12 protein-coding genes and 1 tRNA gene are annotated in these 14,698 nt (G+C 67.4%); 6 read left to right on the top strand and 7 right to left on the bottom strand.

Translation table 11 applies throughout. The features are described 5' to 3' along the window. Complete coding sequence (locus O3305_RS22510) at positions 1–1,713, bottom strand: ShlB/FhaC/HecB family hemolysin secretion/activation protein (protein ID WP_269574507.1); 1,713 nt, start codon at positions 1,711–1,713, stop codon at positions 1–3. Between the two features lie 327 nt (positions 1,714–2,040). Beyond that, positions 2,041–3,204: a helix-turn-helix transcriptional regulator gene (locus O3305_RS22505; RefSeq protein ID WP_269574506.1), complete on the bottom strand. Its 1,164-nt coding sequence runs from the start codon at positions 3,202–3,204 to the stop codon at positions 2,041–2,043. Positions 3,205–3,426: 222 nt separating this feature from the next. On the opposite strand from O3305_RS22505, the gene O3305_RS22500 reads away from it, so the two are divergent. The 3 genes from O3305_RS22500 to fdhD are packed head-to-tail and all read left to right on the top strand — an operon-like array spanning position 3,427 to position 6,874. Next, on the top strand, positions 3,427–4,107 hold the full coding sequence (locus O3305_RS22500; protein ID WP_269574505.1) for a response regulator transcription factor: 681 nt from the start codon (positions 3,427–3,429) through the stop codon (positions 4,105–4,107). Continuing rightward, complete coding sequence (locus tag O3305_RS22495; protein WP_269574504.1) at positions 4,094–6,019, top strand: sensor histidine kinase; 1,926 nt, start codon at positions 4,094–4,096, stop codon at positions 6,017–6,019. The genes O3305_RS22500 and O3305_RS22495 overlap by 14 nt, the downstream gene beginning before the upstream one ends. 48 nt (positions 6,020–6,067) lie before the next feature. Further along, positions 6,068–6,874 carry a formate dehydrogenase accessory sulfurtransferase FdhD gene (gene fdhD, locus O3305_RS22490; protein ID WP_269574503.1) on the top strand — a complete coding sequence of 269 codons (807 nt, stop codon included), beginning with the start codon at positions 6,068–6,070 and terminating at the stop codon, positions 6,872–6,874. On the opposite strand, the gene O3305_RS22485 is transcribed toward fdhD, so the two are convergent. The 5 genes from O3305_RS22485 to O3305_RS22465 form a co-directional block, all read right to left on the bottom strand. Further along, on the bottom strand, positions 6,850–8,079 hold the full coding sequence (locus O3305_RS22485; RefSeq protein ID WP_269574502.1) for a molybdopterin molybdotransferase MoeA: 1,230 nt from the start codon (positions 8,077–8,079) through the stop codon (positions 6,850–6,852). The genes fdhD and O3305_RS22485 overlap by 25 nt on opposite strands. Then, positions 8,072–8,584, bottom strand: coding sequence for a molybdenum cofactor guanylyltransferase (mobA, locus tag O3305_RS22480; protein WP_269574501.1), 513 nt, complete (start codon positions 8,582–8,584; stop codon positions 8,072–8,074). Before mobA ends, O3305_RS22485 begins: the two co-directional genes overlap by 8 nt. A gap of 2 nt (positions 8,585–8,586) precedes the next feature. After that, positions 8,587–10,854 carry an FdhF/YdeP family oxidoreductase gene (locus O3305_RS22475; RefSeq protein WP_269574500.1) on the bottom strand — a complete coding sequence of 756 codons (2,268 nt, stop codon included), beginning with the start codon at positions 10,852–10,854 and terminating at the stop codon, positions 8,587–8,589. Positions 10,855–11,042: 188 nt separating this feature from the next. After that, positions 11,043–11,118: transfer RNA gene (locus tag O3305_RS22470), tRNA-Ala, on the bottom strand. A gap of 83 nt (positions 11,119–11,201) precedes the next feature. Further along, positions 11,202–11,525, bottom strand: a complete 324-nt coding sequence (locus O3305_RS22465) for a TIGR02300 family protein (RefSeq protein WP_184169439.1) — start codon at positions 11,523–11,525, stop codon at positions 11,202–11,204. Between the two features lie 102 nt (positions 11,526–11,627). On the opposite strand from O3305_RS22465, the gene aroA reads away from it, so the two are divergent. From aroA to O3305_RS22450, 3 genes are read left to right on the top strand one after another with little or no spacing between them, the layout of a single operon-like run. After that, positions 11,628–12,953: a 3-phosphoshikimate 1-carboxyvinyltransferase gene (gene aroA, locus O3305_RS22460; protein ID WP_269574499.1), complete on the top strand. Its 1,326-nt coding sequence runs from the start codon at positions 11,628–11,630 to the stop codon at positions 12,951–12,953. Continuing rightward, positions 12,950–13,939: a proline iminopeptidase-family hydrolase gene (locus O3305_RS22455; RefSeq protein ID WP_269574498.1), complete on the top strand. Its 990-nt coding sequence runs from the start codon at positions 12,950–12,952 to the stop codon at positions 13,937–13,939. Before aroA ends, O3305_RS22455 begins: the two co-directional genes overlap by 4 nt. A 59-nt stretch (positions 13,940–13,998) precedes the next feature. Continuing rightward, complete coding sequence (locus O3305_RS22450) at positions 13,999–14,628, top strand: (d)CMP kinase (RefSeq protein ID WP_269574497.1); 630 nt, start codon at positions 13,999–14,001, stop codon at positions 14,626–14,628. Positions 14,629–14,698 lie beyond the last annotated feature (70 nt).

Below are 14,698 nucleotides of genomic sequence, written 5' to 3'. Positions count from 1 at the left end.
TCAGAAGATCGAGGCGGTGAGGCTGACGAGGAAGCGGTCGCCGGGTTTGGGCGCGCCAGGCGCCACCCGGTCGAAGGGATGCGCCCAGGCGGCATCGACCGAGAACCACGGGCCGATCTGGGCGCGGACGCCGTAGCCGGCGGAACGCAGCGTCACCTGATCAGCGCCCGGCCCGATATTGGTCAGGCGCACGGCGTCGAGGAACGCATAGGGCCGGATCACCGATCGCTTGGCGAACTGGAAGGGCGCGGTGCTGATCTCCAGCGACGAGCCCAGTGCCCGATCGCCCGAAGCTGCCGAGGGGTCATAGCCCCGGCCGATCAACAGCCCGCCGGCGGCGAACTCCTCATAGGAGAGCAACGGCGTGTCGGTGTACTGCCAGCTGGTCGAGAGGCTGGCCGTGATCGGGCCGAACAGCCGGGCGCCGACCGACAGGTCCGCGCGAACCACCGTCGCGTCCGGGCGCCCGCCGAAGCGCGACGCATTCTTGTTGCCGAACGGCGTCGCGCCCAGGCCGTTTATGCCCTTGCGGATTTCGAGCGAGCCGGTCGCCGCTACCGAGTGCGACGCCAGCTCGCGCGGGGCGAGATGGCCGTCGAGCTTGGCGAAGAACACGCGCAGCTTGTCGTCGGTCAACGTGGCGATGCCGCCGCCGAACTCGACCTTCTGGTCGATCCATTCGAGACCGCCCGACAGGTTCAAATTGTACCGGCGGTGGCGCAGCACCGGGTAGCTGAGCCTGGCATTGCCGGCGAAGCTGTTGCCGAGCAGGTTCAACGGCTTGAGCGCCGCGCCCGGCCGCGTCCGCGCGAACGAGCCGGACAGGTCGAGCTGCAGCCCCTCCCCGCCCAACTTCACGCTCTCGGTCAGCTGGATGACGCGTTGCTCGGGGCTTGTGATCGTGCCGTAGCCGACGACGGTTGTGCGCTCGCCGAACGGGGTGAAGCTGTTGTAATCCACCCGAGCGGTAGCGAGGTCGCGCCCGATCGATTCCGAGCCGCCATTGTTCACGGAGAAGCTGGCGGTGACCGGCGTGCGCGAGATCGCGATGTCGAGGTCGACAGCTCCCTTGCCGCCCGACGCCTGCTTGAGCGAGGCCTGGACGATCACGCCGGGAATATCCGAGGCAAGCAGCAGGTAGCGCTGGGCGACGTTCAGGTCGAACGGCGTCATGCCCTTCAGCTTGTCGAGATAGCGCTCGACCTGACGCTGCGCCGGGCCGACATCGCCGTGATAACTGACCGAGGAAACATGCGCCTCGGTGACCAGCAGGACGAGCTTGCCGTCGGCGATGCGCTGCTCGGGGATCTCCACCGAAGCGAGCACCCCGCGCCGCAGGTAGAGCGACGCCACCCGATCGCGGATCGTGCAGATCGTGGCGAGCGGCACCTGCTTGCCGATCAGGTCGGCATAGGCGAGGCGCAGCCGGTCGCCGGAGAGCGCGAGCTTGCCGTTATTGCCCTGGAACACGACGTCGGCCAGCGTCACCTTGAGGTCGCTGCCGGCAAAGGGACAAGGCCCAGCTTCCATGTCGCGGAACAGCTCGCCGCGCGGCGCCGCCGGGATCGGCGTCTGCTGGGCGGGGTTGAGCTGCTGGCGGTTGGGCAGCACCTGCGCCGCCGCCGGCATGGCGAGGACCGCCGCGCCAAGTAGCAGGGATGTGGCGAGCGCCTTCCGCCCGTAAGGGAGATGCTGCACGGCAACCTTCGGCATCGCTCGGCCTTTTTTTGTCTTGAACTGGAGAACCGGGAGGCCGCTCCACCCCACGACCCGGGCGAGCGATCCTGCGCGTGAATGGTACCGCAGGGCGGATTCTGCGTCTGTCGCTACAACTAGTGACAGCAGCGGAACGACGTCGCGGAACGTCGGACTCCGCGGCCTGGACCTGCGCATCGGCTGCGGTTCCGGGCCTAAGCCACGGTGAAGAAACTCCAATTCCATCGACGCCATCCCCCCGACGCGATCCCGCGCGCACGATCCCGAGGGTGGTTGGGTAAGGAGGCCGATAGGGAGCGAATAGCTCCCATATGGGAGTATCCCTCAGACGAGTCGGAGAGTGGGGACCGACATGGCGAGGCGCACCAGATCCATCTGGCGGTGGCAGTCCGTCTTGGCCTGGATCGTCTTCAGGCGGGTGCGGGCGGTGGAGAGCTGGATGCCCAGTCGCTCCGCCGCTTCGCTCAGCGGCACGCCCGCGATGACCGCCTCGGCCAGCCTCTCTTCCGATGGCGACAAGCCGAACCGCCGCGCGATCCAGGCGACCGCGCCCGGCGGGGTATCGTCCGGATCGGAGACCACGAGGAGAACCTGCCCGGGAAGGCTGGGCAGGTTGAATTCGGCCGCACTGGAAATCGGCCACAGCATCGCGTGCAGCGCGCTTGCCCCGGCGCGGCGCGGCAACATCACCCCGCCTGGATCGTCCACCGCTCGAATCGGCGCATCCGCGCTCGCCCGGCAGGCAGCCAAGGCGGTTTCGAGCGCCCGGCTGCACTTGTCGTCGAAGCTGCGCGGTTGGCCGAACCGGTTGAGCACCAGGCAGTCGCCCCGAATGACCAACGCATCGGCGCGGCGGTTCATCGTCATCACCCGGCCGTCACGATCGAGCACGAAGGCGGCATGCATCCAGCCATCGAATACCGCCTGCTGGGCCTGGCCGGCCATGCGGCTGTCCATCAGCGTGCGCCGCAGCTTGAACGCGCGACCGAAATGCGGCGCGAGCAGGCGGAGCAGCTGCATCTGGTGGTCGCGCCGGTCCACATCATTCCGGCGGTCGGCGAGGGAAAGCGAAGCCCAGCCGCCGGGGTCCCGCTCCAGCACCATGCCGGTGCCATATCGGCCAACGCCATGCGGCAGCATGAAGTCGTTATAGTGCTCGGTCCGGAACAGCTCCTCGTCGCTGATGATCGCCTCGGTCCGCACCGGCTGGCCCACGCCGTTGCGGGGCACGAAGTCGACATAGGGGCTGGTCGAGAAATGATAGGCCGAATAGTCGCGCAGCGCCGCTTCGGAGAAGTTCGCCCGGATGTTCAGCGCCGCCGAGGGAACATGGCTCTCATGGCTGAACAGCGCGACCGTGATTTCGGGATAGATCGCCTCGATACGATCGACGAGGCTCTGCCACAGGCACGGGTCGAGCGCGGCCTCGTAGATACCGCCTACCAGTTCCGCGACGAGCATCGGCGTCAGAGGGGCCGGGCTTGGCATGGACGACTCATTCTCTTGCCTGACCTGGGAAACGGAAGGTTAACCCAGCCAGGGTTCCGGAACAAATTGTAACGAGCCCGAAATATTGAGTATGTCGCTATTTATAGGGACAAGGTCGGGGCGTATCCGATGGTACAATCGCGAAAGCCGGGCGTGGCGACACGCCCATCCGATCGCCGCTCTGGCCGCGCCGCTGGAGGCGGGCCGCTTCAGGATGCCCGAATGGCCGATTCCACTCCGCCGCTGCTCAAGGTCGCGCTGGTGGAGGACGACATCGCCTTCCAGAACAGCTTCGCGGCAGCGGTGCGCAGCTCCGGTGACATGCATCTGGTCGGCATGGCGCATAATGTCGCCCAGGCGCGCAGGATGATTGCCGGCGATCCGCTCGACGTGCTGGTCGTCGATCTCGGCCTGCCCGACGGGTCCGGGATCGAGGTGATCCGTGCCGCGCATGATGCCTGGCCCGATTGCGGGATCATGGTCAGCACCACCTTCGCCGACGAGAAGCACGTCATTGCCTCGATCGAGGCGGGTGCCGCCGGCTACCTGCTCAAGGACAGCTCGGCCGAGAAGATCGCCGACGAGATCCGCGCGCTCCATGCCGGCGGCAGCCCGATCAGCCCGCGCATCGCCCGCCAGATCCTGCTGCGCTTCCGCCCCGCCGAGCCGGTACCGGCGGCTGCGGCGCTGGCGGAAGTCACGCCGATCGCCAACCCGCTTTCTCCGCGCGAGCGCGAGGCCCTGGAACTGATCACCAAGGGCTTCAGCTATGACGAGATCGCCGAACTGATGCAGGTCTCGCGCAACACGGTGATGACCTTCGTCCGGCGCATCTATCAGAAGCTGGAGGTCACCTCGAAGGCCGAAGCCATCTTCGAGGCCCGCAACCATGGTATCCTCTAGGACCCTGCGCGCTATCCTCGTCTATACCGGGATAGCGCTGCTGGTACTGCTCGCCTGTTACTACGGATCGCGCCCCCGGGGGATCCACCTGACCAGTGCCGATCTGCTGGTGCAGGACACGCTGGGCTATCCGCCGCCCTCGCGCACTCAGGACTGGCGCGCGCTGCCCGGCCAGTGGCAACAGGTCCCCCTCCCCCATGCCCCGCGCCCGAGGATGGTGCCGGGCTCGGGCGATGCCGGCCTGCTGCCCACCCAGACGAGCTGGTATCACTTTACCCTCGGCCCGGAGCAGGCCGCACCGGCCGGCGCCTATATCTATGTCCCACGCTGGAAGACCGATGGCGAGCTGGCCATCTATATCGACGGACGGCTCTTCTATCAGACCCACGCCAATCTCCAGTGGAACGGCTCGAATCGCCCGCTGTGGATCCCCCTCGAGGAAGCGGCCGAGAGCACGCCGCCCAAGGACATATTGATCCGCATCCGCCATGTCCGCGGCATCGGCGGAGCACTCTCCACCCTGTGGATCGGCGACTATCGCCAGCTCGGCGCCGCTTACTACATGCGCGCCTTCTTTCAGGCCGAGCTGCCCTATATCAGCTCGGCGCTGTTCCTTGCGACTGGGGTGTTCGCCTTCCTGATCTGGCTGCGTTCGCGGCGCGAAACGCTCTACCTGCTCTATGCGGTGATGACGGTCGCGACCTTCCTGCGCGTGATGCACGCCTATATGGGGGCGGACCGCCTGCCGGTGTCCGACGCGTGGTTCGGCTGGATCACGGTCAACTCCGTGGGCTGGACGGTGCTGATCACCCACCTCTTCCTGACGGCCCTCCATCACCACCATGTCCGCGTGCTGACCTGGATCATCGCCCTGATGTGCGTGGGCTTCGGCGCAATCACCCTGCCGCTGTTCGAAGGCACGACCGACGCCACGATCATCTCGCCGCTTATGTACATCACCATGGTGGCGGTCGGCTCCGTCACCTTCGCCCTTCACATCCTCTGGAGCCGCCGGGCCGGTACGCTTGAGGGTGCCGGGCTGGCGATCTGCGGCCTGCTCTCGTTCATCCTCGGCGCGCGCGACATGCTGCTCCAGAACAACATCATCAACATCGAGAGCCTGTTCGTCTCCTTCTACGCCCAGATCTCGCTGATCATCGTCTTCTGCCAGATCATGCTGAGCCGCTATCTCAAGGCGATGAAGGCGGTGGGGGAAGCGAATGTCGTGCTCGTCCGCAGCCTGGCCGAGCGCGAGGCGGAGCTCACCGCCAGCCACCAGAAACTGCGCGAGGTCGAGCGCCGCGAAGTGCTGTTCCAGGAGCGCCAGCGGCTGATGCAGGACATGCACGACGGGCTGGGCTCGTCGCTCGTCAGCACGCTGCGCATGGTCGAGCATGGCCATATCGACGAGGCCGACATCGCCCAGCTGCTCAAGGGCTGCATCGACGACCTCAAGCTCACCATCGACTCGATGGAGCCGGTGGAGACCGATCTTCTCCTCCTGCTCGGCACGCTGCGCTTCCGCCTCCAGCCTCGTCTGGAATCGACCGGCATCCGCCTGCGCTGGGACGTACGTGACGTGCCGCCTCTCGGCTGGCTCGACCAGCGCCACTCGCTCCACATCCTGCGCATCCTGCAGGAGGCCTTCACCAACGTAATCAAGCATGCCGGGGCCAGCGAGATCATCGTCACCACCGGCGTACGGGACGGATGTGTATGCGTGGGCGTGGCCGACAATGGCCAGGGCTTCGACGTGGCGGCAACGGGCGCGGGCCGCGGCCTGGGCAACCAGGCGCGCCGCGCCGAGGTGATCGGCGGCCGGGTGGAGCTGCTGTCCGGACCGCAGGGTACCCGCTTTGCGCTGCTGCTGCCGGTAGAGGGAGCGGCGCTGCAGCAAAGTGCCGCCGACTAAACGGAAGAAGGGGTTCCGGGCCGCAACCGCCGCTGGTACCTCTGCCCCATGACCCAGACGGGATATGAAAGCCGACCACTCCTGCGCATCGCCCGCGCCGGCGAACAGGGCCCGGCGGACCGGGACATCGCGGAGGAATGCCCGGTCGCGCTCGAATATCAGGGCCTCGGCTATGCGGTGCTGATGGCGACGCCGGCCGACCTGGTCGACCTTGCCTATGGCTTCTCCCTCTCGGAGCGGCTGATCGACCGGGCCGAGCAGATCCTCGATGTCGACAGCTTCCGGGCCGAGAAAGGCTTCATCCTGCGCATCCAGCTGGCGCCAGAAGTGGCGGGCCGGATCACCGATCGCGTCCGCCACCGCGCGAGCGATTCCTCCTGCGGGCTCTGCGGAATCGAGAATCTCGAACAGGCGCTGCGCCCGCTCCCACAGGTGTCGCAGCCCTGCCTGGCGGAAGACGCCGCATGCTTCGCCGCGCTTGCGGCGCTGCCCAAGCATCAGGTGCTCAACCAGGCCACCGGCTCGGCCCATGCCGCGGCCGCCTGCTCGGCGGACGGAGAGCCCTGGCTGGTCCGCGAGGATGTCGGACGCCACAATGCCTTCGACAAGCTGATCGGCGCGATGGCCCGCGCCGGGCGCGGCTGGAACAGCGGCTTCGCCTTGCTCAGTTCACGCTGCTCCTATGAGCTGGTCGAGAAGGCTGCGCTGGCGAACTGCCCGATGCTGGCGACCATATCCGCCCCCACGACTCTGGCGATCGATCGCGCCGCCGGGGCGAGGCTGCGCCTGCGGGTGCTGGTCCGCAGCGACGCCCTGCTGGCGGCCCATCCCTATAGTAGCGGCAGCTTGGGATAGGCCAGGAAGCGCGGCGCATCCGGCGAGACGCGGAGCCAGTGATCGGCATGCACCACACTGCTCAGGACATGCGAGCGCTGGTCGAGGCCGGTATCGATCCGCACGCGCCCTTCCGCATCGAGCATGCGCCGGCCGCGCAGGAACAGGGTGGTGCCTTCGCGCGGTTCCGCATTCGCCGAGACCAACTCAGCCGCCTCACGCGGCAAGCCGAGCATCCGCCGGACCGCCGCCATCACAAAGAAGCGGAAAGCGACGAATGCCGCCACCGGATTGCCTGGCAGGCCGAAATAGGGCCGCCCGTCAGGCAGTTTCGCGAACAGCAGCGGCTTGCCCGGGCGCATCTGGACACCGTGGAAGCATAGGGTCGCGCCCCGCGCCTCCAGTCCGGCGCGGACCAGGTCGAAGTCTCCAACGGACACCCCGCCTGTCGAGATCACGATGTCCGCGTCGCCGGATGCGAAGACCGTGTCGAGCATCGCCGTCACCGCCGCATGCGTATCTGCCATCCGCCCCTGGAATCGCACCGGCAGGCCTAGGCTTCTCGCGGTCGCAAGGATCATCGGCGCGTTGCTGTCGATGACCTTGGCCTCGCCGGAGAGCGCCGCGGAGCTAGCGGCCAATTCGCTGCCGGAGGAGACAAGCACGATCCGGGGCATGCGCCGGACCGCGAGCCGTTCGATCCCACAGGCTGCCAGCGCGCCAATCGCGTCGGCGGTAATCAGATGGCCGGCACCGATCAGTTGGCCTCCGCGTGCCATGTCCTCGCCTCGGGTACGTACGTTGCGCCATTTGTCGATCGCCCCGCGAACCCGAAGGCGCGCACCTTCTTCGCTTCGTACAATCTCGCCGAGCTCCCGCACGAGGACTGCATCGGCCCCTTCCGGAAGCGGCGCACCGGTGCTGATCGGCACCGCGTGTCCCGCCGCCAAGGCACCCGCCGCGCTGCCGGCTGGCACGGGCGCTCCCAGCGGGAGATCGACGGGGAACTCCTGGGTCGCGGCCAGGACATCGACGCTGCGTACCGCAAACCCGTCCATCGCGGAGGCTGCGAACCGGGGTACGTCCAGCGCGGCAATCGCGGGCTCGGCGGTGATACGGCCCAACGCGTCCGCTGCCGCGACGGTCTCCGAACCAAGCGGCGATACCATCCTCTCTATCATGTCCAGCGCGGCATCGACGCTCGGCCGCGGGCGCCGTTCAGCCATTGCGCCCGGCCAGTCGCGCCAGGTCTTCCGGCGTGTTCACGTTGAGGATCGGCCGCTCGAGGCTGATGCCCCGCGCGCCGAGCCGCCGCGCCCAGCCGCGCATCGAGCGATCCTCGCCGGTCAGGTGTTCGTCCAGCATCTCGGCCATCGCGACCGGCCACAGCCCGATCACCGGCGCATCCTCGACAAAGGCAGGCGCGCCCGCCGCTTCCAGCCGCGCGCGCAAGTCGGGCGGCAGCAACGGCGCATCGCACGGCACACTAAGCACTGCGTCGAAGCCCTGCGCCGCGTGCAGTGCCGCGTTGATCCCCGCCAGCGGCCCAAGCCGACCGAGGGGGCGGTCCGCCAATCCCTCCGGCCCGCACAGCAGCAGGGCATCGACCTGCGGGGCCAGCGCCTCCCGCACCCAGTCGATCAGCGCGCGCCCCTCCAGCACTGCCGCTGCCTTGTTCGATCCGAAGCGCCGCGATTCGCCCCCGGCCAGGATGGCACCCAATATCCGCACGGCTAACCCGTAACGACGCGAACCGGGATCGACTTGGCGGCGGGCGTGCCGCTGATCCTGTCGTAATGATCCAGCGGCAGCAGCGGGTTGAGCTCGGGATAATAGCCCGCCACCGCACCACGCGGCATCGCATAGTCGAGCACGGTCAGCCCCTCCACGCGCCGGGCCAAGCCGTCGCTGCTGATCGTCTCCAGCGCGATCTTCGCGCCCGCCTCGAGCCCGCGCGCGGCACGATCCTCGGCGTTCATGAACAGCACCATCCGGTCGTTGTAGACCCCGCGATAGCGGTCGGAATAGCTGTAGATCGTCGTGTTGAACTGGTCGTGCGAACGCACCGTCGCCAGCCGCAGCATCTGCGGATCGTCCACCGGCGAATCCACTTCCAGTCCCGGCAGGATGAGCATGTTCGCCTTGCCGTTCGGCGTCTTCCAGACGAGCCGGCGCGGCGCGACGTCGAGGTGGAAGCCCTTGGGATTGCGGATCTTCTCCGAGAAGGCCGCATAGATCTCCGGATAGACCTCGGCGATCTTGTCGCGGATCGCTCCATAGTCATGGATATAGCTCACCCAGTCGACCTTCGAGGCCGGCAGCGTCGCCATCGCCATGCGGCAGACGATCTCCACCTCGGGCATGCAGTCCGGGCTCGCCGGATCGAGCACCCCGCGCGACGCGGTGACGTTCGACATCGAATCCTCGATCGTCACAAACTGCTCGCCGGCCTCGGTCTCTATGCGCTCGGAACGCGCAACCACCGGCAGGATCAGCGCATCCTTGCCGTGGATCAGGTGCCCGCGATTGAGCTTGGTCGCGATCCCCACGGTCAGGTCGAGCTTGCGCATCGCGGCATAGGCGCGGTCGGTATCGGGCACCGCGCGGACGAAGTTGCCGCCCAGCCCGATGAACACCCGGGCGGTGCCGTCCAGCATCGCCTCCATCGTCTCGACGGTGTGATGGCCATGCTCGCGCGGCGGCTCGAAGCCGAACACCTCGCGCACCCGGTCGAGATAGGCCTGGCTCGGCTTCTCGTCGATGCCGACGGTGCGATCGCCCTGGACGTTGGAATGGCCGCGAATCGGAGAGATACCGGCGCCGGGCTTGCCGAAATTGCCCTTGAGCAGCAGGACATTGGCGACCTGCTGGAGCAGGCGCGACGACAGCTGATGCTGGGTCAGCCCCATGCCGTAGCAGATCATCGTCGCCTTCGACCGGATATAGACCTCGGCGCAGCGCCGGATCTGCGCTTCCTCGATCCCCGAGACGCGGACAATCTCGTCCCAGTCCTGCGCCATCACATCGGCGCGCAGTTCGTCGAGCCCGACCACATGCTCGGCCAGGAAGGCGCGGTCGAGGATCGGTTCGCCCGCATCCTCGCGCTCGAACATCACCTTCATCATGCCCTTGAGGAAGGCGAGGTCACCGCCGATGCGGATATGGACGAACTCGCTGGCGATCGGCGTCGAGCCGAAGGTCGCCATCTGCACCACGTCCTGCGGCTCGGTGAACTTGATCAGCGCGCGCTCGGGCATCGGGTTGACCACCACGATCGGCACACCGCGCTTCCGCGCCTCGACCAGGTTGGTCATCATCCGCGGCGAATTGGTGCCGGTATTCTGCCCGATGATGAAGATCGCCTCGGTATGCTCGAAATCCTCGAGGATCACCGTGCCCTTGCCCACCCCGATCGCCGGCGGCAGGCCGCGGCTGGTCGGCTCGTGGCACATGTTCGAGCAGTCCGGGAAATTGTTGGTTCCGAATTCGCGCACGAAGATCGAATAGAGGAACGCCGCCTCGTTCGGGGTGCGGCCCGAGGTGTAGAATTCCGCGTGGTGCGGGCTGTCGAGCCGGCGCAGGTGATCGCCGATCAGCGCGAAGGCATCGTCCCACGATACCGGCACATAATGATCCGTCGCCGAATCATAGCGCATCGGCTCGGTCAGCCGGCCCTGCATCTCCAGCCAGTAATCGGACTGTTCGTTGAGCGCGGTGACGCTGTGCTGCGCGAAGAAATCGCGGGTGACCCGGAATTTGGTCGCCTCGTGGGCCAGCGCCTTGGCGCCGTTCTCGCAGAATTCGAGCGTCTTCTTGCACTCAGGATCGGGAAAGGCGCAGCTCGGGCATTTGAAGCCCCCGGGCTGGTTCATCGAGAGCAGCGCACGCGATCCCTTGGTGACGACACTCTGTTCGAGCAGCACCTTGGCGGTGGCCGCCGCCGCGCCCCAGCCGCCCGCGGGATGGTCGTAGCGCTTGTACCGTGGCTTGCTCTCGCCCATTCGCTTCACTCCGTCCCGCCCGGCATCGATGCTCTAGCACAGCTAGCCGATCGTGCGCGACGGAGCAGGAGAAACAAAGGTATGGGAATGTCGCGAGGAAGGAACGCGAGCCCAGCATCGCTGCGCGGGCCGCCCGGCACGGGGCGCCTCGCGGCGCGATCACATCATGCTGGAAAACAAGGAGGGAATGGTGGAGCCGAGGGGGATCGAACCCCTGACCTTCGCAATGCCATTGCGACGCTCTCCCAGCTGAGCTACGGCCCCATTTCCTCGGGAGACGGGCCCTCTAGATGGGCCCTTCGGGTCTGGCAAGGGCCTTTTTTCGACCCTTGCCATTTTCCCGGAAATTACTGCTCTTCGTCGTCGCCGCCGGTCTCGACGCCCAGGTCGTCGTCGCCGCCCAGATCAACGTCGTCGTCCGCCGAGGGCTCCTCGTCGTCGTCGCCGATGTCCAGATCCTCGTCGCCGAGATCACCGTCCTCGGTCTCGGGCTTCTCGCCGTCCTTCTTGACCATCTCGAAGGGAAGCGGCTGCTTCGACTTCAGGATGGGCTCCGGATCCCATGCAAAGCCGCAGTTGATGCAGGTGACGGGTTCGTCCTTGGTAAGATCATAGAAGCGCGTACCGCACTTCGGGCACGCGCGCTTGGTGCCCCATTCCGGCTTCACCATGTGTTGCCTCTTCGCCTTTCAAAATCTCGGATTTCGGGATGTTGTCCCGGAAAGTGGGGCGCGCCTTGCCATGCCGCAAGGGCGCTGTCAAAGCCGCGCGTTATGTCTACCGCCACGCCCCGCCCGCTCGCCGTCTCCTCCCGTGGTCCGCTGAAGGGCCGAGTCACCGTTCCCGGCGACAAGTCGATCAGCCATCGCTCGCTGATGTTCTCGGCGCTCGCGGTCGGCGAAAGCAGGGTCGAAGGGCTGCTCGAGGGCGAGGATGTGCTGGCCACCGCGGCGGCGATGCGCGCGATGGGCGCGACGATCACGCGCGGCGAAGACGGCGTGTGGACGGTCAACGGAGTCGGAGTCGGCGGACTGCTCCAGCCCGAGGGTGCGCTCGACATGGGCAATTCGGGCACCTCGACGCGCCTGCTGATGGGGCTCGTGGCCAGCCATCCGATCACCGTGACCTTCACCGGCGACGCATCGCTCTCCAGCCGCCCGATGGGTCGCGCGATCGAGCCGCTCAGCCAGATGGGCGCCGAGATCACGGCCAGCCCGGGCGGCCGGCTCCCCTTGATGTTGCGGGGCATCAATCCCGCGGTGCCGATCACCTACACCCTTCCCGTCGCCTCCGCCCAGGTGAAGTCGGCCGTGCTGCTCGCCGGCCTCAACACCCCGGGCATCACCCGCGTCATCGAGCCGGTGCCGACTCGCGACCATAGCGAGCGCATGCTCAAGGGCTTCGGCGCCGAGCTGACCGTCGAGGACAGCCCCGAGGGCAAGATCATCTCGATTCGCGGCGAGGCGGAACTCAAGCCGCAGCACATCGTCGTGCCGGGGGATCCTTCCTCGGCAGGCTTCTGGATGGTCGCCGCCTCGATCGTGCCGGGCTCGGACATCACCATCGCCAATGTCTGCATGAACCCGACGCGCACCGGCCTGATCCAGGCCCTGCGCATGATGGGCGCGTCGATCGAGGCGGTCGATTCGCGCGAAGTCGGCGGCGAGCCGGTCGCCGACCTGCGTGTCCGCCATGCCCCGCTCAAGGCCATCGAGGTCCCGCCCGAGCTCGCCCCGAGCATGATCGACGAATATCCGATCCTGTTCGTCGCCGCCTCGGTCGCGGAGGGCCGCACCGTGGCGCGCGGCGCGCATGAGCTGCGCGTCAAGGAATCGGACCGGATCGCGACGATGCGCGCCGCGCTCGAAGCCAATGGCGTGGTGCTCGAGGAGTTTGACGACGGCCTGGCGATCACCGGCACCGGCGGCGCGCCGATCCCGGGTGGCGGCGCGGCGGTCTCGAAGCTCGACCACCGCATCGCGATGAGCATGACCGTCGCTGGCCTGGCCGCCGCCGCGCCGATCGCCATCGACGATGTCGCGCCGGTCCAGACCAGCTATCCCGCATTCTTCGACGTGCTGGACAGCCTGACCGCATGACCCCGATCGGCCGCCGCGCTTTCCTCGGCGGCCTCGCCGCCGGCGCGATCACCCTGCCCGCCTGGGCACGGATTGCCGGCAGCGATATCCGGTTCACGCCGGACCGGGAGCTGATGGTCCCGGTCGAGGGCGGCAGCGTCTATGTCCGGATCAACGGTGACCCCAAGGGCCCGCGCCCGCCGCTGATCTACGCGCATGGCGGCCCCGGCGGCGACCATTCGGGGCTCCTGCCCCTCACCGCGCTCGCCGGCGAGCGTGCGGTGATCCTGTGGGACCAGCTCGACAGCGGCCGCTCGGACGCCCCGCTCGATCCGAAGAACTGGCGGGTCGAGCGCTTCGTCGACGAGATCGACCGGATCCGCGACGCGCTCGGCATCACCCGCTGGCATGTCGGCGGCGGCAGCTGGGGCGGCACGCTCGCGATCGAATATGGCGCCCGCCGGCGGCCCGGCACCGCCAGCCTGATCGTCCAGTCCCCACTGGTCTCGACAAGAAGCTGGATCGCCGACGCCAATCTGCTCCGCGCGCGGATGCCGGCCGAAGTCCGCTCCACGCTGGAGAAGTGCGACACCGCCGCCCCGCCCCCGGAAGCGACCTGCGAGGCCGCGACCTGGGACTTCTACCGCCGCCACGTGATCCGCTCGAAGCGCGCCGACGGCATCGCCGAATACCGTGCCAGGGCACCGCGCGACGCCGGCGATACGCTCTACAACCGGATGTGGGGCAAGGCCGAGTTCGTCTCGACCGGCACGCTGCGCGACTATGACGGCGAGCCGCTGCTCGGGAAGCTGGATGGCCCCAGGACATTGTTCGTCTGCGGCGAATATGACGAGGCCCGGCCCGAGACCGTCGCGAAGTTCGCCGCGCGGGTGCCCGGCGCCACCTTCAAGGAAGTGATGGGATCGGCCCATTCGATCCTGTCGGATCAACCCGAGGCCTATCTTGCCCTGCTGCGCGACTGGATGGCGCGTCACGACGGTATTTGATGCCGATTCATGTCCGAATCGCTTGACGCCGCGCCCGCGTGCCGCGAACGCTCGGGCATATGATCATCGCAGTCGACGGACCGGCAGCCTCTGGTAAGGGCACCATCGCGCGCGCCCTCGCGCAGCATTACGGGCTGCCGCATCTCGATACCGGGCTGCTCTATCGCGCCGTCGCCGCCACCGTGCTGCGCGAGGATCTCGATCCGTCGAAGGAAGCCGATGCCGTCTCGGCCTGCAGCTTCGAGGATTATCTGCTCGACGATCCCTGGCTGCGCACCGACGAGGTGGGCAAGGTCGCCTCGGTCGTGTCGGCGCACCCGCTGGTCCGCGCCGCGCTGCTCAATCGCCAGAAGAAATTCGCCCGCCAGCCCGGCGGCGCGGTGCTCGACGGGCGCGACATCGGCACGGTGATCGCACCGGACGCCAATGTGAAGCTGTTCGTCAAGGCGACCCCGATGATCCGCGCCCAGCGCCGCCATCTCGAGCTGCGCAAGAACGGCGTGCTCACCAGCCTCGACAAGGTGCTCAGCGACATCCGCGCCCGTGACGAGCGCGATTCCAAGCGTAGCGAGGCGCCGATGCTCCAGGCGCCGGACGCGGCCCTGCTCGACACCAGCTTCCTCTCGATCGACGCCGCCGTGCAGCGCGCGATCGCGATCGTCGAGAGCAAGACCAACTCGGCCGCCTGAGACCGCGCGATTCTGGTTAACGCCTTTATAACCATGACTGCTCAGTATTGTCCCGGAGGAACCCCGGGGG

The sequence above is a fragment of the Sphingomonas sp. NIBR02145 genome (genome assembly GCF_027359115.1).
Lineage (GTDB): Bacteria > Pseudomonadota > Alphaproteobacteria > Sphingomonadales > Sphingomonadaceae > Sphingomonas > Sphingomonas kyeonggiensis_A.
This window is presented reverse-complemented; position numbering and strand designations above follow the sequence as displayed.

Coding starts and splice junctions, on each gene's coding strand:
- O3305_RS22510 (WP_269574507.1), bottom strand. CDS start 1,713: ATGCCGAAGGTTGCCGTGCAGCATCTCCCTTACGGGCGGAAGGCGCTC.
- O3305_RS22505 (WP_269574506.1), bottom strand. CDS start 3,204: ATGCCAAGCCCGGCCCCTCTGACGCCGATGCTCGTCGCGGAACTGGTA.
- O3305_RS22500 (WP_269574505.1), top strand. CDS start 3,427: ATGGCCGATTCCACTCCGCCGCTGCTCAAGGTCGCGCTGGTGGAGGAC.
- O3305_RS22495 (WP_269574504.1), top strand. CDS start 4,094: ATGGTATCCTCTAGGACCCTGCGCGCTATCCTCGTCTATACCGGGATA.
- fdhD (WP_269574503.1), top strand. CDS start 6,068: ATGACCCAGACGGGATATGAAAGCCGACCACTCCTGCGCATCGCCCGC.
- O3305_RS22485 (WP_269574502.1), bottom strand. CDS start 8,079: ATGGCTGAACGGCGCCCGCGGCCGAGCGTCGATGCCGCGCTGGACATG.
- O3305_RS22475 (WP_269574500.1), bottom strand. CDS start 10,854: ATGGGCGAGAGCAAGCCACGGTACAAGCGCTACGACCATCCCGCGGGC.
- O3305_RS22465 (WP_184169439.1), bottom strand. CDS start 11,525: ATGGTGAAGCCGGAATGGGGCACCAAGCGCGCGTGCCCGAAGTGCGGT.
- aroA (WP_269574499.1), top strand. CDS start 11,628: ATGTCTACCGCCACGCCCCGCCCGCTCGCCGTCTCCTCCCGTGGTCCG.
- O3305_RS22455 (WP_269574498.1), top strand. CDS start 12,950: ATGACCCCGATCGGCCGCCGCGCTTTCCTCGGCGGCCTCGCCGCCGGC.
- O3305_RS22450 (WP_269574497.1), top strand. CDS start 13,999: ATGATCATCGCAGTCGACGGACCGGCAGCCTCTGGTAAGGGCACCATC.